The organism is Gracilibacillus sp. Marseille-QA3620, from assembly GCF_054950035.1.
In genome coordinates, this window is sequence record NZ_CM143102.1 from 141,278 (window position 1) to 161,283 (window position 20,006).

Annotated in this window: 18 protein-coding genes and 1 rRNA gene; 16 read left to right on the plus strand and 3 right to left on the minus strand. The window is 43.4% G+C overall.

The window, feature by feature from the left end:
• The first annotated feature begins 158 nt into the window (after positions 1 to 158).
• The 13 genes from ACY8DX_RS00805 (at position 159) to ACY8DX_RS00865 (ending at position 13,800) form a co-directional block, all read left to right on the plus strand.
• The gene (locus ACY8DX_RS00805; RefSeq protein WP_049672520.1) at positions 159 to 1,103 is read left to right on the plus strand and encodes a DNA-directed RNA polymerase subunit alpha; all 945 of its coding nucleotides are present in this window, start codon (positions 159 to 161) and stop codon (positions 1,101 to 1,103) included.
• Positions 1,104 to 1,151: 48 nt separating this feature from the next.
• Positions 1,152 to 1,514 carry a 50S ribosomal protein L17 gene (gene rplQ / locus ACY8DX_RS00810; RefSeq protein ID WP_049672519.1) on the plus strand — a complete coding sequence of 121 codons (363 nt, stop codon included), beginning with the start codon at positions 1,152 to 1,154 and terminating at the stop codon, positions 1,512 to 1,514.
• A gap of 381 nt (positions 1,515 to 1,895) precedes the next feature.
• Positions 1,896 to 2,732 (plus strand): energy-coupling factor ABC transporter ATP-binding protein, encoded by an 837-nt coding sequence (locus ACY8DX_RS00815; protein ID WP_462406043.1) that lies wholly within the window; start codon positions 1,896 to 1,898, stop codon positions 2,730 to 2,732.
• Positions 2,708 to 3,574: an energy-coupling factor ABC transporter ATP-binding protein gene (locus tag ACY8DX_RS00820; RefSeq protein WP_462406044.1), complete on the plus strand. Its 867-nt coding sequence runs from the start codon at positions 2,708 to 2,710 to the stop codon at positions 3,572 to 3,574. The genes ACY8DX_RS00815 and ACY8DX_RS00820 overlap by 25 nt, the downstream gene beginning before the upstream one ends.
• Complete coding sequence (locus tag ACY8DX_RS00825) at positions 3,571 to 4,368, plus strand: energy-coupling factor transporter transmembrane component T family protein (protein WP_462406045.1); 798 nt, start codon at positions 3,571 to 3,573, stop codon at positions 4,366 to 4,368. The genes ACY8DX_RS00820 and ACY8DX_RS00825 overlap by 4 nt, the downstream gene beginning before the upstream one ends.
• 12 nt (positions 4,369 to 4,380) lie before the next feature.
• Complete coding sequence (truA, locus tag ACY8DX_RS00830; protein WP_462406875.1) at positions 4,381 to 5,151, plus strand: tRNA pseudouridine(38-40) synthase TruA; 771 nt, start codon at positions 4,381 to 4,383, stop codon at positions 5,149 to 5,151.
• Positions 5,152 to 5,291: 140 nt separating this feature from the next.
• A complete protein-coding gene (gene rplM / locus ACY8DX_RS00835; protein ID WP_049672515.1) occupies positions 5,292 to 5,729 on the plus strand; it encodes a 50S ribosomal protein L13 in 438 nt (145 codons plus the stop codon).
• A 20-nt stretch (positions 5,730 to 5,749) separates the two neighbouring features.
• Positions 5,750 to 6,142 (plus strand): 30S ribosomal protein S9, encoded by a 393-nt coding sequence (gene rpsI, locus ACY8DX_RS00840; protein ID WP_049672514.1) that lies wholly within the window; start codon positions 5,750 to 5,752, stop codon positions 6,140 to 6,142.
• 376 nt (positions 6,143 to 6,518) lie between these two features.
• Entirely contained in the window at positions 6,519 to 10,637 is a 4,119-nt protein-coding gene (locus tag ACY8DX_RS00845; protein ID WP_462406046.1) for a SpaA isopeptide-forming pilin-related protein, read from the plus strand.
• Between the two features lie 10 nt (positions 10,638 to 10,647).
• Positions 10,648 to 11,238, plus strand: a complete 591-nt coding sequence (locus tag ACY8DX_RS00850; protein WP_053103782.1) for a class D sortase — start codon at positions 10,648 to 10,650, stop codon at positions 11,236 to 11,238.
• A gap of 194 nt (positions 11,239 to 11,432) precedes the next feature.
• Positions 11,433 to 11,876, plus strand: a complete 444-nt coding sequence (locus ACY8DX_RS00855; protein ID WP_049672512.1) for a DUF2521 family protein — start codon at positions 11,433 to 11,435, stop codon at positions 11,874 to 11,876.
• A 71-nt stretch (positions 11,877 to 11,947) separates the two neighbouring features.
• The gene (gene cwlD, locus ACY8DX_RS00860) at positions 11,948 to 12,664 is read left to right on the plus strand and encodes an N-acetylmuramoyl-L-alanine amidase CwlD (protein WP_049672511.1); all 717 of its coding nucleotides are present in this window, start codon (positions 11,948 to 11,950) and stop codon (positions 12,662 to 12,664) included.
• Between the two features lie 362 nt (positions 12,665 to 13,026).
• Entirely contained in the window at positions 13,027 to 13,800 is a 774-nt protein-coding gene (locus ACY8DX_RS00865; protein ID WP_462406876.1) for a P-loop NTPase, read from the plus strand.
• 62 nt (positions 13,801 to 13,862) lie between these two features.
• Here ACY8DX_RS00865 and gerD read toward each other — a convergent pair whose 3' ends face one another.
• Positions 13,863 to 14,462, minus strand: a complete 600-nt coding sequence (gene gerD / locus ACY8DX_RS00870; protein WP_462406047.1) for a spore germination lipoprotein GerD — start codon at positions 14,460 to 14,462, stop codon at positions 13,863 to 13,865.
• Between the two features lie 141 nt (positions 14,463 to 14,603).
• Between gerD and ACY8DX_RS00875 the strand changes: the two genes are divergently transcribed.
• On the plus strand, positions 14,604 to 15,254 hold the full coding sequence (locus ACY8DX_RS00875) for a KinB-signaling pathway activation protein (protein ID WP_049672508.1): 651 nt from the start codon (positions 14,604 to 14,606) through the stop codon (positions 15,252 to 15,254).
• 152 nt (positions 15,255 to 15,406) lie between these two features.
• Here the strand turns inward: ACY8DX_RS00875 and ACY8DX_RS00880 are convergent, their stop codons facing one another.
• Together ACY8DX_RS00880 and ACY8DX_RS00885 are read right to left on the minus strand one after the other, a co-directional pair.
• Entirely contained in the window at positions 15,407 to 16,858 is a 1,452-nt protein-coding gene (locus ACY8DX_RS00880; RefSeq protein WP_049669787.1) for an IS1182 family transposase, read from the minus strand.
• A gap of 136 nt (positions 16,859 to 16,994) precedes the next feature.
• Positions 16,995 to 17,807, minus strand: a complete 813-nt coding sequence (locus ACY8DX_RS00885; protein WP_082197220.1) for a polysaccharide deacetylase family protein — start codon at positions 17,805 to 17,807, stop codon at positions 16,995 to 16,997.
• 132 nt (positions 17,808 to 17,939) lie between these two features.
• Between ACY8DX_RS00885 and ACY8DX_RS00890 the strand changes: the two genes are divergently transcribed.
• Both ACY8DX_RS00890 and ACY8DX_RS00895 read left to right on the plus strand, forming a co-directional pair.
• On the plus strand, positions 17,940 to 18,161 hold the full coding sequence (locus tag ACY8DX_RS00890) for a hypothetical protein (RefSeq protein ID WP_049672507.1): 222 nt from the start codon (positions 17,940 to 17,942) through the stop codon (positions 18,159 to 18,161).
• Positions 18,162 to 18,429: 268 nt separating this feature from the next.
• Positions 18,430 to 19,985 (plus strand): 16S ribosomal RNA (locus ACY8DX_RS00895).
• Positions 19,986 to 20,006 lie beyond the last annotated feature (21 nt).

Consider the following 20,006-nt stretch of genomic DNA (forward strand, 5'->3'; position numbering starts at 1 on the left):
CCCTGTCTATAATGGGATAATAGAAAGGTTTTCTTATTTAAGAAAGTCATCAGTAAGTTGCGCACATTCGGGAGTCTATATTGGGGAATTTCGGTTAGATCGAAACCACTACCTTCTTCTAGCCGGGGTTTCGACGTTTTGAAGGAGGGTATTGTTGAATGATCGAGATAGAAAAACCAAAAATTGAAACGGTTCAAATCAGCGAAGACGGAAAATATGGGAAGTTTATCGTTGAACCACTTGAGCGTGGATATGGAACAACTCTGGGTAACTCCTTACGTCGTATCCTATTATCCTCATTGCCTGGTGCTGCCGTTACATCTATTCAAATTGATGGTGTACTCCATGAGTTCTCTACTATTGAGGGTGTAGAAGAAGATGTAACAGCTATCATCCTAAATATCAAGAAGCTCGCATTGAAGATTTATTCCGATGAGGAAAAAACCCTTGAAATTGATGTTCAAGGTGAAGGAGCTGTAACGGCTGCTGATATTACACATGATAGTGACGTAGAAATCCTTAATCCGGATCTTCTCATTGCTCATCTATCCAAGAAAGCACACTTGCGCATGCGCTTAGTGGCTAAACGCGGAAGAGGCTACACGCCGGCTGATCAAAACAAACGTGAAGATCAACCAATCGGTGTAATACCAATTGACTCTATTTACACTCCAGTATCCCGCATGACTTATCAAGTAGAAAATACGCGTGTTGGTCAATTGACTAATTTCGATAAGTTGACTCTTGATGTATGGACTGATGGAAGTACTGGTCCAAAAGAAGCGATTGCGCTCGGCGCTAAGATCGTTACTGAGCATTTAAATATCTTTGTTGGTTTAACGGATGAAGCTCAAAATGCTGAAATCATGGTTGAAAAAGAAGAAGATCAAAAAGAAAAAGTACTTGAGATGACAATCGAAGAGCTTGATCTTTCTGTTCGTTCTTACAACTGCTTGAAGCGTGCTGGCATCAACACGGTGCAAGAGCTTGCCAATAAAACAGAAGAAGATATGATGAAGGTTCGTAACCTTGGCCGTAAATCACTTGAAGAAGTGAAAGCTAAGCTTGAAGAATTAGGTCTTTCCCTGCGTAAAGACGACTAATAAAAGATAAGATACAATCCGTATTTCACCTAAAGGAGGGAAACTTTCATGGCATACAGAAAGTTAGGACGTACAAGTGCACAGCGTAAAGCTATGCTACGTGACTTGGCTACTGATTTAATCATCAACGAACGTATTGAAACGACTGAAACTCGTGCGAAAGAATTGCGTTCAGTAGTTGAGAAAATGATCACTCTAGGCAAACGTGGAGATTTACACGCTCGTCGTCAAGCAGCTGCTTACATCCGTAACGAAGTTGCAAACGAAGAGTCTGGCCAAGATGCTGTTCAAAAATTATTCGCTGAAATCGCACCTCGTTATGAAGAGCGCCAAGGCGGTTACACTCGTATCATGAAAATTGGTCCACGTCGCGGTGACGCTGCACCAATGGTAATCATCGAGTTAGTTTAATAAGTGAAATCAAGGGAGAGTTCATCCTCTCTTCTGATTCTCTTTTTGACAAGCCTATAGCATGAAGCGCAGCGGTACGTTGCGCTTATGCTTTTAAGCTTATTTACTGAAAAATCCAAAAAACGACGGAGCGTTACGATATAGCTCACATTTAGGTGACGATCTGAATGTTAGCATGTCTAGCTCTTGCACCCCTATTTGCGGACAAAACGTATGTTGTCCGCGTGTGGTTAAGATAAGGTGAATGCTGTTCTTAATTCCGAGGACCTCTGGTCTTGTCGGAAGGGGGTGCAGCGTTTTTTTATACCTAAAATTAAGCAAACAGTGGAGAAAGCTATATAATGAGAAGAGCAGAGAATAGAGAAGCGTATGGAGGAAGTTATGAGGAAACTGTTGGCAGAAGTAAGCAATGTATCCTTTCAATATGATACTAGCACCAGAAAAGCCCTTGACGGCATCTCTTTTTCCGTTGTCGAGGGAGAATGGCTGGCCATTGTAGGACATAATGGTTCAGGTAAATCGACCTTGGCCAAGCTTTTAATTGGCCTGAATTTCCCAAGTGAAGGGAAGATCAAGGTTGGCGATATGGACATGAGCGAGGAGTATATATGGGAGATCAGACGCCAAATTGGCATGGTTTTTCAGAATCCCGATAACCAATTTGTCGGCACGACGGTTGTGGATGATGTGGCTTTTGGTTTGGAAAATGCCGGCATCGAAAGAGAAGTCATGATAAGCCGGGTTAAGGATGCGCTCTTAAAAGTGCGCATGGATGGCTTTCTCAATCAAGAGCCGCACCATTTGTCTGGCGGTCAGAAGCAGCGTGTAGCCATTGCAGGCGTGCTAGCGCTTGGACCGTCCATCATCATATTGGATGAAGCAACATCTATGCTTGACCCGATGGGCAAAGCAGAGGTGCTTGAGACCATCCGTCAGCTGAAGGCAGACCGAAATTTAACGGTTATCTCCATTACTCATGATTTGGAGGAGGCTGCACGGGCAGATCGGATGATCGTCCTTAATCAAGGGAAAATCTTTGCTGAAGGGACACCAAGTGAGATTTTTGCTCTTGATGAAGAGTTGATTAAGCTCGGACTTGATATTCCCTTCTCTGTGAAGATGGGCAAGCTCCTGCGTGAGCAAGGGCTTGATGTAAGCAATCACATCACTGAGGAAGGGCTGGTGGATGAACTATGCAAATATCGCTCAAACAAGTAGCACATATTTATCAGGAGGGTACCCCATTTGAATTCAGGGCTATCCATGATATCAATGTAGAATTCCCCTCTGGCTCCTTCATTGGTGTGATCGGTCACACTGGATCTGGGAAGTCTACCCTGCTGCAGCATTTGAATGCCTTATTAAAGCCTTCGGAAGGGTCGGTTACGATTGGGGAACAAATGATAACATCTGATAAGAAGATGAAGAACCTAAAAGCCATTCGTAAGCAGGTCGGAATCGTCTTTCAGTTCCCAGAACACCAGTTGTTCGAAGAAACGGTTGAGAAGGACATCTGCTTTGGGCCAATGAATTTTGGGGTGAGTGAAGAGGAAGCCAAAGCTAGAGCAAGGGCAGCGCTAGAGCTCGTGGGCTTGCATGAATCCCTTCTGAATGTATCTCCGTTTGATTTATCAGGAGGGCAAATGAGAAGGGTTGCGATTGCTGGTGTTCTTGCGATGGAGCCGGAGGTCATCGTTCTTGATGAGCCAACAGCCGGGCTGGACCCTAAAGGACGCAAGGAGATCATGGAGATGTTCTATAAGCTCCATAAGGAGAAAGGCATCACAACGATTCTTGTAACGCACAGCATGGAGGACGCAGCCCGCTATGCTGATGAACTTGTCATCATGAATAAGGGGACAATCGTTAAGAAGGCGCCCCCTTCTGAGATCTTTGCTGAGCCGGAAGAATTAATGGAACTTGGACTAGCTGTGCCTGATACTGTTCGTTTTCAGCTCGACTTTGAAGAGAAGACTGGCCTTAGATTGACGAAGAGACATCTGTCGATGGAGGAGCTGGCGATAGAGATTAAAGCTGTGCTCGGAGGTGGCGAACTATGATGGACAAGTTTATCATTGGACGCTATGTTCCATCGGATTCTGTCATACACCGCATGGACCCAAGGGCAAAGCTATTAATGGTATTGATCTATATCTGTATCGTCTTTCTGGCGAATAACTGGGTATCCTACGGGCTGTTGATTCTTTTCACGCTTATTGTTATTGCCCTGACAAAGATTAAACCCTCCTTCATCATACAAGGCTTAAAGCCGGTTATCCTCCTTATAATCCTGACGTTGATTATCCAGCTCTTCTTTACAAAGAGGGGAGAGGTTGTTTTCACGCTCTTTGGGATGGATATATATGATGAAGGGATTAAGATGGGGGTCTTTATCTCCCTGCGCTTTACCCTGCTCATTCTCATTACGAGCGTCATGACGCTGACAACCACACCGATTGAGATCACTGATGGGTTGGAGACCTTGCTGAACCCATTGAAGAAGGTTAAATTCCCTGTCCATGAGCTTGCACTTATGATGTCTATCTCCCTGCGCTTTATCCCAACCTTACTCGAGGAAACGGATAAGATCGTCAAGGCACAGACGTCAAGGGGTGTGGATTTCTCCAGCGGACCGCTGAAGGAGAGATTCCAGGCGGTTGTCCCATTGCTTGTGCCGCTGTTTGTAGGCTCATTTAAGCGTGCTGAAGAGCTTGCAGTTGCTATGGAAGCAAGGGGCTATCGCGGCGGAGAAGGGCGTACAAAGTACAGAGCGCTCTCCTGGCATATGAGGGATACTCTATTAATGGGCTCCCTTGTTATCTTAACGATACTACTAATATGGACGCGATCATAAATGGAAAAGACAATGCAAAGATATAAATGTACATTGGCTTATGATGGGACAGGCTTTGCCGGCTATCAAGTGCAGCCGGGCAAACGAACCGTCCAGCTTGAGGTTGAAGAAGCCTTGAGTAAGATTCATAAGGGACAGGCAATCCGGATAGCTGCGTCCGGACGAACGGACGCAGGTGTGCATGCACGCGGGCAGGTAGTGCATTTTGATTCTGCCCTCGGAATACCGGCTGAGCGCTGGAAGAAGGCCTTAAATGCGATGCTGCCTGATGATATCTCCATTCTGGATGTTATACCGGTTGATACGGCCTTCCATGCCCGTTTCAATAGCATCCGTAAAGAATACCGCTATCGAATCAGTCTTAAGGAAGAGCGTGATCCTTTCCTGCGCCACTATGCCTATCATTATCCATACCCGCTTGATTTAGAGGCAATGAAGGAAGCCGCTCAGCTTTTAACGGGCACGCATGACTTCACGAGCTTCTGTTCCGCCAAAACAGAGGTGATTGATAGGGTTCGAACGGTTGAGGAAATTATTTTCAACACCAACGATGATGAATTGGTGATACAATTCATAGGCGATGGCTTTTTGTACAATATGGTCCGTATCCTGACAGGGACTCTTCTAGAGGTTGGAAGCGGCAGAAGAGCTCCTGCTGAGATGGAGAAGATCCTTGCTGCAAAGGACCGTGTGCAGGCAGGAAAGACAGCGCCGGGGCATGGATTATATCTGTGGAAAGTGGATTATGCCATAACAACTAATCCAGGTGTAACATTTTCTTGACTTTAGGTCGAAAACGGTATATCATATCATTTGGTATGTTAAAACCACGAGAATAGCCCCGGAAACTATTTCGTGTTTAGATAGAGCCACAAGGATTTTTGAAATGTAAAACAAGGAATTATTTTTAGGAGGGTAAATTAATGCGTACGACGTATATGGCGAAAGCTAGTGATGTAGAACGTAAATGGTACGTTGTCGATGCTGAAGGTCAAACTTTGGGTCGTCTTGCATCAGAAGTAGCCTCAATTCTTAGAGGTAAACACAAACCAACTTATACTCCACATGTTGACACTGGTGATCATGTGATTATTATCAATGCATCTAAAATTGAATTGACTGGTAAGAAATTGACTGACAAAATTTACTACCGTCACAGCATGCACCCAGGTGGATTGAAAACAAGAACTGCTCTTGAAATGCGAACTAACTACCCTGAGAAAATGTTGGAGCAAGCAATCAAAGGCATGCTTCCAAAAGGATCTCTTGGTCGCCAAATGGGCAAAAAATTAAACGTTTATGCTGGAGCTGAACATCCGCACCAAGCACAAAAACCAGAAGTTCTAGAACTTCGCGGTTAATTTAAAAGGAGGATATAACATTGGCACAAGTACAATATTACGGTACTGGTCGACGTAAGAGCTCCGTTGCTCGTGTGCGTTTGATTCCAGGTGAAGGCCGCATCATTATCAACGATCGTAAAATCGAAGAATACATTCCATTTGAAGCACTTCGCGAAGTTGTGAAGCAGCCTCTAGTGGTAACTGAAACTACAAACAGCTATGACGTTTTAGTAAACGTTAAAGGCGGTGGCTACACAGGCCAAGCAGGCGCAATCCGTCACGGTATTGCTCGTGCATTGCTTGAAGTAGATCCAGAAAACCGTCCAGGACTTAAACGTGCTGGATTGTTAACTCGTGACTCTCGCATGAAAGAACGTAAAAAATACGGTCTTAAAGGCGCGCGTCGTGCACCACAATTCTCAAAACGTTAATATTGGTTATATACCAATGTTTACTGCCCTTCCTCAGAAAGAGGAAGGGTTTTTTATTTAAATTATCCCCCTTGAAAGACCCCCATACATATAAGCTGGTTTGTCTTTCGTCTTTTGATTAAATCATATTGTTATTCTTCATACGCCATAGATGCAGAAGCCTTATTATTCTCCTCTTTAAGCTGCTCTTTCATTACCGAAACATAACCCTATCAAATATCAAAATAATTTATTTTTATGTTAAATAATTTTAATACTTCCCCTTATAAAATAATTTAGACATTAATATTATTTTAATATAACATTATAAAGTGCTTAACTCATGTGATGTGAGGTGAGCATTCTTTTTGCATTTATCATACTCGGAGGGCAGTAAATGAAAAATAGGGTTTTAATTTTATCAATCATTTTTACTTTATTTATTTCCTGGTTGCCTGTACAAAGCTCTCAGGCAGCTAGATGTGACAATTTAGGAATTGCAAATGATTTTAATGTATTTGTATTTGGAAACCATACTCAAATGAGCTCTGATTCAGAAGGAAGAGTAGCGGTAGGAAAGAGAGCTGAATATACCAATTATGGTATAGGAGATAAATTAACGCCTTCTGCTGCTGGCCGAAATGACTTGATCGTTGGAGAGGAGCTCTATGCAGAAGGCGGTACAAACTTCAATGGGAATACAGTTATTGGCGTGAATGGGACAATTGAAAAATATACAATGACAAATAATAATGGGCAGAAAGAGCCTTTAAGAGAGGACGTAAGTGGTTTATTTGCGGATGCTAAAGCAGATTTAATTAACAAAACGTCTAAATGGTCACAATTGACCCCCAATGGTACATTTGAAAACCAGTATTCAACATTAACGTTAAAAGGGGATCATCCAGAATTAAATATTTTCACACTTAAAACGGAAGACTTCCAAGGGGTATCATTATTCAAATTAATTGTGCCAGAGGATGCAACCGTTCTAATAAATGTATTAGGTACTGATTTAAGATTATCAGGGTTTGCTTTAAAAAAAGGTGATCAAGATTTTTCTCCATCTGATGGGGGGAGAATACTCTGGAATTTTCCTGAACTAATTAACTTTGATTTGAGTAATATTGGTATGGTCGGTTCTATATTAGCACCATATGCTACATTAGCACCTACTGGCAGCGGTCAATTAAATGGAACGCTTATTGTAGAAAATTTCATTCATTCGCAGCATGGAGGAATCGAAACACATCATTATCCGTTTAACGCAAAGTTACCAATGGAGGATGAGGAAGACGAACCAATTAAGGACCCAAAAGGATCCATTCAATTCACGAAAGTGGAAAAGGGAACGAACAAAAAGCTTGAGGGGGCCATCTTCCGCCTGTATGTGGATAAAGAATGTACAAAGGAAGCGGACCATGCAGATGTACAATCAAGTGAAGATGGAATCGTAACATTTAAGGAACTATCCTATGGTACCTATTATGTAAAAGAGATCAAAGCGCCAATGGGCTATCAGTTATCATCGGAAATCCGAGAGGTGACCGTGGATAAGAAAGTTGTAGATGCGGGGACATTTGACAATGAATACGATAGCATAATCATCGAAGAACCAAAAGGATCTATCCAATTCACGAAAGTGGAAAAGGGAACAGATAAACCATTAGAGGGTGCTACTTTCCGTTTATATATGGATAAGGAATGTACAAAAGAAGCGGACCACGCAGATGTAAAATCAAGTGAAGATGGAATCGTAACATTTAAGGAACTATCCTATGGTACTTATTATGTGAAAGAAATCGCTGCGCCGGAGGGCTACCAGTTGTCCACGGAAATCCGGGAGGTGATCGTGGACAAGGATGATAATGAAGTAGATGCAGGGACATTCGAGAATGAATTGATTTTCGAGGACCCAAAAGGATCCATTCAGTTCACGAAGGTCGAAAAAGGTACGGATAAAAAACTAGAGGGAGCCACCTTCCGTCTGTATATGGATAAGGAATGTACAAAGGAAGCGGGCCATGCAGATGTGCAGTCTGATAAAGATGGAATCGTATCATTCACAGATCTCTCCTACGGGACTTATTATGTGAAAGAGGTCACTGCACCGAAAGGCTACGAGTTATCGACAGAAGTCCGAGAGGTGATTGTGGATAAGGAAGTAGTAGATGCAGGGACATTCGACAATGAATTAATTATCGTCGAAGAACCAAAAGGGTCTATCCAGTTTACGAAAGTGGAAAAGGGAACGAACAAAAAGCTTGAGGGAGCTACCTTCCGTCTGTATATGGATAAGGAATGTACAAAGGAAGCGGGCCATGCAGATGTGCAGTCTGATAAAGATGGAATGGTATCGTTCATGGATCTGCCATACGGCACCTATTATGTGAAAGAGGTCGCTGCGCCTGAGGGCTACGAGTTATCGACAGAAATCCGAGAGGTGACTGTGGATGGGGAAGTAGTAGATGCAGGGACATTCGACAATGAATTAATCATCGTCGAAGAACCAAAAGGATCTATCCAGTTTACGAAAATCGAAAAAGGAACGGGTAAACAATTAGAAGGAGCTACCTTCCGTCTGTATGTGGATAAGGAATGTACAAAGGAAGCGGGCCATGCAGATGTGCAGTCTGATAAAGATGGAATGGTATCGTTCATGGATCTGCCATACGGCACCTATTATGTGAAAGAGGTCGCTGCACCGGAGGGCTACCAGTTATCCACGGAAGTTCGAAAGGTGACTGTGGATAAGGAAGTGGTAGATGCAGGGACATTCGACAATGAATTAATCATCGTCGAAGAACCAAAAGGGTCTATCCAATTCATGAAAGTGGAAAAGGGAACGAACAAAAAGCTAGAGGGAGCCACCTTCCGCCTGTATGTGGATAAGGAATGTACAAAGGAAGCGGGCTATGCAGATGTGCAGTCTGATAAAGATGGAATGGTATCGTTCATGGATCTGCCATACGGCACCTATTATGTGAAAGAGGTCGCTGCACCGGAGGGCTACCAGTTATCCACGGAAGTTCGAGAGGTGACTGTGGATAAGGAAGTGGTAGATGCAGGGACATTCGACAATGAATTAATCATCGTCGAAGAACCAAAAGGGTCTATCCAGTTTACGAAAATCGAAAAAGGAACGGGTAAACAATTAGAAGGAGCTACCTTCCGTCTGTATGTGGATAAGGAATGTACAAAGGAAGCGGACCATGCAGATGTAAAATCTGATAAAGATGGAATCGTATCGTTCACCGAATTATCCTATGGTACTTATTATGTGAAAGAGATCGCTGCGCCGAAAGGCTACCAGTTATCCACGGAAGTTCGAGAGGTGACAGTGGATAAGGAGGTAGTAGATGCAGGGACATTCGAAAATGAAATAATCATCATCGAAGAACCAAAAGGGTCTATCCAGTTTACGAAAATCGAAAAAGGAACGGGTAAACAATTAGAAGGAGCTACCTTCCGTCTGTATGTGGATAAGGAATGTACAAAGGAAGCGGACCACACAGATGTGAAATCTAACGAAGATGGTATCGTTTCGTTTACGGATCTGCCATACGGCACCTATTATGTGAAAGAGGTTGCTGCGCCTGAGGGCTACAAGTTATCGACAGAAGTTCGAGAGGTGACTGTGGATGGGGAAGTAGTAGATGCAGGGACATTCGACAATGAATTAATCATCGTCGAAGAACCAAAAGGGTCCATTCAGTTCACGAAAGTGGAAAAGGGAACGAATAAAAAGCTTGAGGGAGCCATCTTCCGTCTGTATGTGGATAAGGAATGCACAAAGGAAGCGGGCCACGCAGATGTGAAATCTAACGAAGATGGTATCGTTTCGTTTACGGATCTGCCATACGGCACCTATTATGTGAAAGAAATCGTTGCACCGGAAGGCTACCAATTGTCGACTGAAATTAGAAAAGTGACCGTGGACAAGGAAAAGGTGGATGAAAAGAGATTCGATAATGTCCCAATCAAAGATGAAACAGAGCTAGGTTCCATTAAGATTATGAAAATCGACTCTAAAAATAAAGAGGTATTGGAAGGTGCCGAATTCGCCCTATATCAAGGGGAAAGGTTTATTTCTACAGGTAAAACAGATAAGCATGGAATTGTTACATTTGAAAAATTACCATATGGTACATATTATATTAAAGAAACGAAGGCACCAGAAGGCTATCAGCTTTCAGATGCAGTAATAACCATTGAAGTAAATGGTAACCAGACGGTGGAAGTTGAGTTTGAAAATCATTTAATCGAAAAAGAGGTAATAACTGATTCACCAGAAGATGATTCATCAAATATACAAGTACTTGTTCCAGAGGAACCGCTAGCTTCTAATCCTGCTGGGGGAGTAACGGAGGATTCCGAAGATCATAACAAGACAAATATAGATGTTATTGATAGGCTCCCGCAAACTGGGGATACTTCATCAAGAATTCTCATTACGTTGGGTATTGTTTTGATCATGGCAGGTATTTTATTACTAACAAAACGAGCAAAAAGATGAATTGGGCTTTATGAGAAAAATAGGTGGTTTATTATTTCTGGTTGGCGTTGTTTGTTTACTTTATTCTTATCATATTCAAGAGAAGCAAAAAGAAAGTATTAATCAATTGCAGTCTGTATTAGAAGCTATTCGCAATATGGATAATACCGGCAGGTCAGAATCCATTAAAGAAGAATTGAGCTCCTCTTTCAATATAGATAAGGCAGATATCAAAAGGCTTATTATACTGTCTATTCCATCAATTGAATTGGAGGCTCCTGTATTGCCTGAACCAACGCAGGAATATTTAAATGTCGCATTAACCCAGATAAGAAAGAATCAAGTACCCGGTCAGGGCAATTTCACCATTGCTGGACATAATAGCGTGGTATATGGAAGGCATTTTAATCGGTTGGATGAGATAAAGATAGGTGATCAAATCCAGTTGGAAGGCAAGCAGGGTAAATTTGTCTATCAAGTTGAGTCAAAAAAGATTATAAAGCCAACTGATGTAGATGTCCTAAATGAGACTCCAGGGAAAAGAGAAATCACTCTGATTACTTGTACGAAAAGCGGAGCAAAACGAATTGCTGTGAAAGGCCACATAATAGCGAATGAGTAACTATTTTGAGGGTCACTGGGAAGTTTACAACGAACAATAGAATAGATAAGAGGAGGACTCCCGTATGTTCGGGCGTCCTTTTATGTTATAAAACATTCCCATTTATCCCATGGCATGAGCGGCTCGTTTCCTTCAAACACTAATAAGCAAATAAGGCCAGTGACAGGCTTTAAAGTGAATTTGAGGTGTTTATATTGAATACAGTTTTGAATTTTACTGCCTTTCGGAAGGAGAAGCAGCAGCAATATGAGCGGGAAGCCTTGAAGGATTTCTCATTGGAGCTGCTTGGCCGGCATTACCGCCACTTAGCCAAAGGACTTAAGTCGCTTCCTGGTTATCCGCTGGAGCCGGCTGAAGAGCATTGTTATGATATGGCCGTTGAATCCTTCCTTTTAGGATCTGCCTACAGTAAGTTCGCTAAGTATGGCGAATCACCGGAGGAAATCATGCGGCGGTCCAAAAGGGAGCTGGATGCACTCGCTGCCCAGCTGTTTTATCATTTGAACCAGCCAATGGGAGAGGCTGCGCCTTTTCTTGAGGATACCCTGCGTTCACTTACGCGGGAATACGTGACAACGTGGTGGCTCGAGGGATATTCAAAGGGTATTCAGCGGCACAAAACGCGAATGAAGAAATAGTTCGGGTTCTATCCTCTAACCTTGTCCCATAAGATACAGTAAATAGGATTCTTGGGTAAAGGGGATTGAATATGAACTTACGGAAGAAGCTGATTGTAACTGGATTTCTATTAGGTGTGGCCGTTCTTTTTTTGTTGACGACTTACAAGATGAACCAGGATGCTTCTTTTAAGGCGTGGAATCTTCCGCTGGCAGGCAAAGTAATCATCATTGACCCAGGGCACGGGGGTATTGATGGCGGTGCAGCCTTTAAAGGGGTTATTGAGAAGAATATAACACTCCCTATATCCATGAAGCTGAGGGATTACCTGCAGGAACAGGGGGCCCTTGTTCTCATGACAAGAGAAGAGGATATAGACCTTGCTGATGAAAAGGCGGGTACGGTCAGGGAGCGGAAACGGACTGATCTAATCAATCGAACGAATTTTATTAATGAGTCTGAGGCTGATATGTTTATTAGTGTTCATGCCAATGCCTTCCCACAGAGCAAATCAAAGGGAGCCCAGACTTTTTATTCCCCAAAATTTAAGGAAAACAAACGGGCTGCTAAGCTGATTCAAGCAGAGCTTATCCGCACCTTGAACAACTCAACAAGGCATGCAAAGCCGCTTGAAAATGTTTATTTGGTTAAGTATGCTAAAAAACCTGGAGTGCTGGTGGAGGTCGGTTTTTTGTCTAATGACCAGGAGCGGAAGGACCTTCAGAATAAGGTGTATCAAGATGATATTGCACTCTCTATTTATACAGGGGTTATCCGCTATTTCTTAAAGGAAGATGTCGCTGATTGACGGGTAAAGGCAAATCCTGCTAAAGATATCTGGCGAGTATGGTATACTTAAAGCGTTTACTAATACATACAAGGTAGGTGTCGATAGTGCTGACAGAAGCAAGTGTGAAGGAATTGCTCAAAGATATTAAAGACCCATTTTTAAATAGAACCCTTGAAGAAACCAATGGAATCATTGAAATAAAGATAAAAGAAGAGAAGCAGCATGTAAGTGTGAAGGTCGCGATTGCTAAGACGGGAACCGCCGAACAGCTGCAAATTCAGCAGACTATTGTTAATGCGCTCAAAGAAGGCGGAGCCAATACAGTAGGAATTCGCTTTGCGGATCTGCCTGCAGAGGTGCTGGAGAAATTCCGTGCCTCCATGCCGAAAGAAGAGAAGGGGCTGCTTGATAGCAATACGACCTTTATCGCCATTGCGAGTGGTAAGGGCGGTGTTGGTAAATCAACTGTATCCGTTAATTTAGCTGTAGCATTGGCTCGTCTTGGTAAGAAGGTTGGCTTGGTCGATGCGGATATTTATGGCTTCAGTGTGCCTGATATGATGGGCATCCAAGAAAGACCAACCGTAAAGGGAGAACGTATCTATCCGGTGAATCGAATGGGTGTAAAAGTTATTTCTATGGGGATGTTTGTTGAGGATAATGCGCCAATTATTTGGAGGGGCCCTATGCTTGGCAAAATGCTCAATAATTTCTTCCAGGAGGTTGAGTGGGGAGAACTTGACTACCTCCTTCTTGATCTTCCGCCGGGAACAGGTGATGTAGCGCTTGATGTACACTCCATGCTTCCATCTTGTAAGGAGATTATCGTGACAACTCCACATCCAACAGCTGCCTTCGTAGCGGCTCGGGCAGGAGCAATGGCTCTTCGTACGAATCATGAAGTGATTGGTGTTATCGAGAATATGTCTTACTATGAAAGTAAAACGACTGGTGAGAAAGAGTATGTTTTCGGACGCGGCGGCGGAGAGAAGCTGGCAGATGAGCTCGAGGCAGAGCTGCTTGGCAAACTGCCATTAGGACAGCCGGATTGGAATGATGAGGAGTTTGCTCCTTCTATTTATGCTGAGGATCATCCAACAGGGGAGATCTTTACGGAAATGGCTGAGAAGATTACAAAGATTGTCGGCAAGTAAAGGAAAAGCAGGAGGCTGTCCCAAAAGGGGACAGCCTTTTTTTACTCCTGACTATCAAGAGATTATTGGGAGGGTTCGGATTGGCTTGATGAACTATCTTCGCTTTTCTTGGATGATTTTTCATCGGAAGCCTTCAGCAGGATATCACTGATTTGTTCCTGGTAGAGAGGGTTTTCGAGTGTTTCAGTGACAAGCTTCTTCAACTCCTTGCGCACGTCTTTCTCCTTTAGAATGCTGATAAATTCCTTCTGCATATCAGCACTCTTTAAGACATCTGTTAAAAGGGCAGTATATTCAGGGTCTTTCATTAAGTCCTTTAAAAGGTCAGTGTGAGAAGATTTCATCCCCTTGGCCAATGCTTTGACGAAATCATGATCACTGAAAGCCTTTTTCCAAAAATCCATTTCTTTCTCTGATGTCAGTGTCGTCTCAATTGTTTTTTTAATCGTCTCCTCATCCATGATAAGCTCGGCCTTCACATTCTTATCCGCAAGGGCATTTTGGATGGCTTTTTTACCTTCATCGGTCTCTAGGACATCGACAATCATCTTCTTCTCGTCTGAATAAGAGTCAGCATTCTTTTCGTCGCTGCCTTCGCTGCAGCCTGAGGCGAGGGCGATGCTGCAGCAGGCAATCGCGACACCTAGTGCTTTCTTATACATAGGGCTGTCCTCCTTATCATAAAAATCTACATAGATAGCATGAGACAGAACGTAAAAAATATACATGGTTGGCAGAAATGATAGATTTTTGAAAATCTGATTGGTACAATTTAGAAGAACATACATAGAGGGTGGGGAAGTATGAGTAGTCGATACTGGGTGAAATTATTTATGAATACATTGTTCATTGGCGGAATTACCGCAGGAGTCGTCGGCTTGATTGTTGCTTGGGAGGACTTTCGAGGTCAATCATTATTAGGCCTGTTCACAAGCTTCCTGTGGCTTATGGGTATAGGGTTTATCTTTAGTGTCATTAGTCAGATGTGTTTCTTTGCCTATTTGACTGTGCATCGGCTGGGTCTTTCTATTTTTAAATCAAGTTTCTTGTGGAATGCAGTTCAGCTTGTAATCGTCGTCATTGTTTTAGCCGACCTTGCTTACTTGCGCTTTGTCTTTTTTGCGGGAGAGAATGAGGCGCTTTCCTCCTTCATCGGCTATCCGATTCTGCTGCTGATTGTCGGACTCGTTGTTGGAGCTGCCAAGGTTAAGCAAACAAATCGTCATGCTTTTATTCCGGCGCTGTTCTTTATGATTGTCGTGACAGTCATTGAGTGGTTCCCGGTACTTAGAGTAAATGAGCAGGAATGGATGTATTATATGCTGATTCCGCTGCTTGTTTGTAATGCCTATCAATTATTGATTTTGCCAAGGTATCATGAGAAAAGTGAGCAGGCAGCTAAGGAAAGAGAAGAAAGAAAAAGACTGAACAAGAGAAAGACTGTGCAGTCTTGATAGAAAAAGCCCCCTCTAGAAATTAGGAGGGCACTGAAAAACTTCGTTTTTTTCATAAGTTAAGTCGACAAACATAAAAAAGACGGCTCAAGTTCAGAATATGAATTTTTGAGCCGTCTTTTATTATTTTTAAGGGATATATTCCATCCCTTTTAGTTCAATAGGGTCAATATCCGTTTCACATTTACGGCGAAAATAGCCATAGCCCCTTGTAATTGCATACCAATCAGACCCGAGGAATTGGCTACATCATACCCGTGTCTGTGTTTTAATTCACTATTCTTTGCCTCAATTTTATACCGTTCTTTCGATTTCTCTTTAAAATACTCACTTTCTTGGAATTGTATCTGTTCCGTGTGTACATTTGATTTGATGCTTACGGAATAACTCTTGGTTTTGGCTCCTTCCTTATAGCACCCGTCTCTAAAAGGACAGACTTTACATTTTTCCACATCAAAATAATAGGTATCAACTTGATTTTTGCTGCCCCCTTTTTTTCCTTGCCGAGCCTTTCGTATGGCCATATGACCAGCTTTACAGACATACATTCCAGCGTCTTTATTAAAATCAAAAACATCTTCGCTTTTACGCGTCCCTTGCGTTACCGCTGGATTTAACTTAGCCACAAGCATCATTTCACTTTTATTCGCATACTCGATATTTCCCTTTTCAGAATAGGCGGCATCACCAATGACGGTTTGAATGTCCATGCCGGCTTTTTGACTCTTCTCAATAAGCGATTTCAATTGCTTTCCATCGTTCTTTTCGCCAGTTGTAATAACGGCGGCCGTAATAATACGTTCTTCGCTCATGGCAAGATGTGTTTTGTAACCGAAAAAGGAAGAGTCAGCTGATTTATGCCCAACTCGTGCGTCTGGATCCTTGGATAATTGGAGCTGGTCATTTATATCCTCAATGGTTTCCTTCAGTACATTTATTTTTTCCTTGACTTTAGGATACTCTTGTAGGACTTCATTCTTTTCAATCACCTCGATAAGCTTTTGGCTATAGCTCACCTCATCCTCTAAGACCTCTGTCTTGGACTTGGCTGGCAGTTGATTTTTTATCTGTTCATCCACTTGATAAACGGCTTTTCGAAGCAGCTTTGATTTCTCTGCCAACAGCTCTTTAGGCGTCTTTTGGTTATATCTAGCCTTGGAATGGGTGGAATCAACGATGATAGAATGGCTTTTAATGATTTCCTTTTCAATGGCGATTTCGACCGTTTTATTGATAAGCAAGTCCAAAAGATTAAGATCTTTTAAACGGAGCTTACGGAATTTCGTTAAAGAACTAGGATCTATGACATCATCCTCAGGAGACAGGTCTAAAAAATATTTGAACGACATATCGTACCGTGAGCGTTCCACGATGTCCACATCTGATAAGTCATAAATGGCTTTTAGCAATAGATACTTAAACATTCGGATGGGGTGAACGGCATTCCGTCCATTGTCATGACAATAATGGTCTTTCAGTTCATCATATACGAAGGAAAAATCAATAAGCTCATTGATTCTTCGAAGAATATTATCGTTAGGAACTATTAAATCGTAAAGAGCCGAATAAGGACTTAAGTTCATAGACAGTTGACGTTGAATCATCGTTACACCCACTTTTTTGTGATAAGGTAAGAATTCGACAAAAAAGCCCCTGTTCCTTCCATAGATTGAAGGAACAGGGGCTTTAGTAAGATTTAAGGACTTTTTCAGTGCCCTCAGAAATTAGAGGGGGTATTTTTTAATATTCTACTTTTGTTACGTCAATGAGCATACCGGTACCTTTAAATAGATAAGACTTATTGGTGATTTCCTGACTTGTCGAATCGGAATTCGAAATCATTTCAGATACTGTGAGCAGTTTGAGGTGTTTCTTATCAATTTCCTTCTTAATGAGCGGGAGTGCCTTCGCTGTTTGCTTAGCTGCATCAGAGGCATGAAGAAGGACGATATCCCCCTTTTTGGCCTGCGAAACATTTTCAATAATGACAGAGGTGCCAGGGTTCTTCCAATCCATTGAATTAATACTCCAGTGAATGACGCTCATTTGCTGCTTTTCAGCAATTTTTAGAACACGCCGATCTACATCACCAGTTGGGGTGCGCAGTAAAACGGCGCGTTTGAGTCCGGCTTTCCGAAAGGCCTCCTGTCCCTTCTGGATATCGGCCTCAATTTCTCCTTCCTCAAGCTCCGTATAGTCCTTATAGGAATAGCCCAGCAAGCCAATTTCGTATCCTTGGTCAACGATTTGCTTGACGATATGAGGGTGTCTTTCAACCCAGGATCCAGAGAGAAAGAAGGTGGCGGCACTGACCTTCTCGTGCTTCAGTGTTTTGATTATGCCTTCCGCTTTTTCATCCCCCCAGCCAATGTTAAAGGTTAAGGCAAGTCCTTTTTCTCCTTTGTAGATGATTTTTGGGTCTCCTTTAATAGAGAAGGAAGGGGACACGGCCATAAACTCAACATAAAAGAACAGCGCGGTAAAGAATGCGATAATAATGAGAAGAAGCAATTGCTTTCCCTTGCGGATATTTGTGACAAAAAAGAAGGGCATCGTTTTCACCTCGTCCATATTTACTCATAATAATGTATTTGAAGAGGTGGACAAATATAACTGCATGCCTGTATAAAAGTCGGAGAAGAGTCGATGCTATAGAAAGTGATCAGAGAGAAAGGAATTAGGTATATGATTGGAATGCTGCTCACAGCAAAGGAAGCAGGCGAATTGGAGATGCTCTTAAAGGCAGAGCTTGATGAGCTCCTTTGTGACGTGATGCTGAAAAAGGAGCTGCCATTAGTGAAAAGGGCAATGGAGGAGCGGTATCGAATACTTTTTGGGGTATATGGCAGAATTGCTTCAGAGGGTGATAAATACAAGTATCAAACGGCTTTGAAAATGTTGAAATAAAAAATAAAAAAAAGCATTGACTCCTAGGTGGATAGCTGATATATTTATATACGTTGTCACGAAAGAAGTTATCCCAAAAGGATAAACGGCTTGAAAAAAACTTTAAAAAAGTTGTTGACAGCAAATAAGTTATCTTGATATAATACAAAAGTCGCTAACACGACAGATTGTTCTTTGAAAACTAAACAAAACGAAACGCTAAGCAAGTCTTAAAACTTGAGAGTTTAACTCTCGTCAATGTTTTATTTTTAATAGCTAGATCAAACATCTTTTGGAGAGTTTGATCCTGGCTCAGGACGAACGCTGGCGGCGTGCCTAATACATGCAAGTCGAGCGAATCAGATGGGAGCTTGCTCCCGGATGATTAGCGGCGGACGGGTGAGTAACACGTGGGCAACCTGCCCGTAAGATTGGGATAACTCCGGGAAACCGGTGCTAATACCGAATAGTTTCTGACACCTCATGGTGTCAGAGGGAAAGTTGGCTTTTAGCTAACACTTACGGATGGGCCCGCGGCGCATTAGCTAGTTGGTGAGGTAACGGCTCACCAAGGCGACGATGCGTAGCCGACCTGAGAGGGTGATCGGCCACACTGGGACTGAGACACGGCCCAGACTCCTACGGGAGGCAGCAGTAGGGAATCTTCCGCAATGGACGAAAGTCTGACGGAGCAACGCCGCGTGAGCGAAGAAGGCCTTCGGGTCGTAAAGCTCTGTTGTCAGGGAAGAACAAGTGCCATTCGAATAGGTTGGCACCTTGACGGTACCTGACCAGAAAGCCACGGCTAACTACGTGCCAGCAGCCGCGGTAATACGTAGGTGGCAAGCGTTGTCCGGAATTATTGGGCGTAAAGCGCGCGCAGGCGGTCCTTTAAGTCTGATGTGAAAGCCCACGGCTCAACCGTGGAGGGTCATTGGAAACTGGAGGACTTGAGTGCAGAAGAGAAGAGTGGAATTCCACGTGTAGCGGTGAAATGCGTAGAGATGTGGAGGAACACCAGTGGCGAAGGCGACTCTTTGGTCTGTAACTGACGCTGAGGCGCGAAAGCGTGGGGAGCAAACAGGATTAGATACCCTGGTAGTCCACGCCGTAAACGATGAGTGCTAAGTGTTAGGGGGTTTCCGCCCCTTAGTGCTGCAGCTAACGCATTAAGCACTCCGCCTGGGGAGTACGGCCGCAAGGCTGAAACTCAAAGGAATTGACGGGGGCCCGCACAAGCGGTGGAGCATGTGGTTTAATTCGAAGCAACGCGAAGAACCTTACCAGGTCTTGACATCCTCTGAAAACCCTAGAGATAGGGCGTTCCCCTTCGGGGGACAGAGTGACAGGTGGTGCATGGTTGTCGTCAGCTCGTGTCGTGAGATGTTGGGTTAAGTCCCGCAACGAGCGCAACCCTTGTCCTTAGTTGCCAGCATTCAGTTGGGCACTCTAGGGAGACTGCCGGTGACAAACCGGAGGAAGGTGGGGATGACGTCAAATCATCATGCCCCTTATGACCTGGGCTACACACGTGCTACAATGGGTGGTACAAAGGGCAGCAAGACCGCGAGGTTAAGCAAATCCCATAAAACCACTCTCAGTTCGGATTGCAGGCTGCAACTCGCCTGCATGAAGCTGGAATCGCTAGTAATCGCGGATCAGCATGCCGCGGTGAATACGTTCCCGGGCCTTGTACACACCGCCCGTCACACCACGAGAGTTTGTAACACCCGAAGTCGGTGGGGTAACCCTTACGGGAGCCAGCCGCCGAAGGTGGGACAGATGATTGGGGTGAAGTCGTAACAAGGTAGCCGTATCGGAAGGTGCGGCTGGATCACCTCCTTTCTAAGGAATATAGACTGCCTC

What these genes read in the sequence shown, in the direction of transcription:
- ACY8DX_RS00865 (WP_462406876.1), top strand. Translation starts at nt 13,027, where the DNA reads ATGCCGAAAGAAGAGAAGGGGCTGCTTGATAGCAATACGACCTTTATC.
- ACY8DX_RS00885 (WP_082197220.1), bottom strand. Translation starts at nt 17,807, where the DNA reads ATGCCCTTCTTTTTTGTCACAAATATCCGCAAGGGAAAGCAATTGCTT.
- rplQ (WP_049672519.1), top strand. Translation starts at nt 1,152, where the DNA reads ATGGCATACAGAAAGTTAGGACGTACAAGTGCACAGCGTAAAGCTATG.
- ACY8DX_RS00805 (WP_049672520.1), top strand. Translation starts at nt 159, where the DNA reads ATGATCGAGATAGAAAAACCAAAAATTGAAACGGTTCAAATCAGCGAA.
- ACY8DX_RS00880 (WP_049669787.1), bottom strand. Translation starts at nt 16,858, where the DNA reads ATGATTCAACGTCAACTGTCTATGAACTTAAGTCCTTATTCGGCTCTT.
- ACY8DX_RS00850 (WP_053103782.1), top strand. Translation starts at nt 10,648, where the DNA reads ATGAGAAAAATAGGTGGTTTATTATTTCTGGTTGGCGTTGTTTGTTTA.
- ACY8DX_RS00875 (WP_049672508.1), top strand. Translation starts at nt 14,604, where the DNA reads ATGAGTAGTCGATACTGGGTGAAATTATTTATGAATACATTGTTCATT.
- ACY8DX_RS00825 (WP_462406045.1), top strand. Translation starts at nt 3,571, where the DNA reads ATGATGGACAAGTTTATCATTGGACGCTATGTTCCATCGGATTCTGTC.
- ACY8DX_RS00845 (WP_462406046.1), top strand. Translation starts at nt 6,519, where the DNA reads ATGAAAAATAGGGTTTTAATTTTATCAATCATTTTTACTTTATTTATT.
- ACY8DX_RS00820 (WP_462406044.1), top strand. Translation starts at nt 2,708, where the DNA reads ATGCAAATATCGCTCAAACAAGTAGCACATATTTATCAGGAGGGTACC.
- truA (WP_462406875.1), top strand. Translation starts at nt 4,381, where the DNA reads ATGCAAAGATATAAATGTACATTGGCTTATGATGGGACAGGCTTTGCC.
- ACY8DX_RS00890 (WP_049672507.1), top strand. Translation starts at nt 17,940, where the DNA reads ATGATTGGAATGCTGCTCACAGCAAAGGAAGCAGGCGAATTGGAGATG.
- rplM (WP_049672515.1), top strand. Translation starts at nt 5,292, where the DNA reads ATGCGTACGACGTATATGGCGAAAGCTAGTGATGTAGAACGTAAATGG.
- gerD (WP_462406047.1), bottom strand. Translation starts at nt 14,462, where the DNA reads ATGTATAAGAAAGCACTAGGTGTCGCGATTGCCTGCTGCAGCATCGCC.
- cwlD (WP_049672511.1), top strand. Translation starts at nt 11,948, where the DNA reads ATGAACTTACGGAAGAAGCTGATTGTAACTGGATTTCTATTAGGTGTG.
- ACY8DX_RS00815 (WP_462406043.1), top strand. Translation starts at nt 1,896, where the DNA reads ATGAGGAAACTGTTGGCAGAAGTAAGCAATGTATCCTTTCAATATGAT.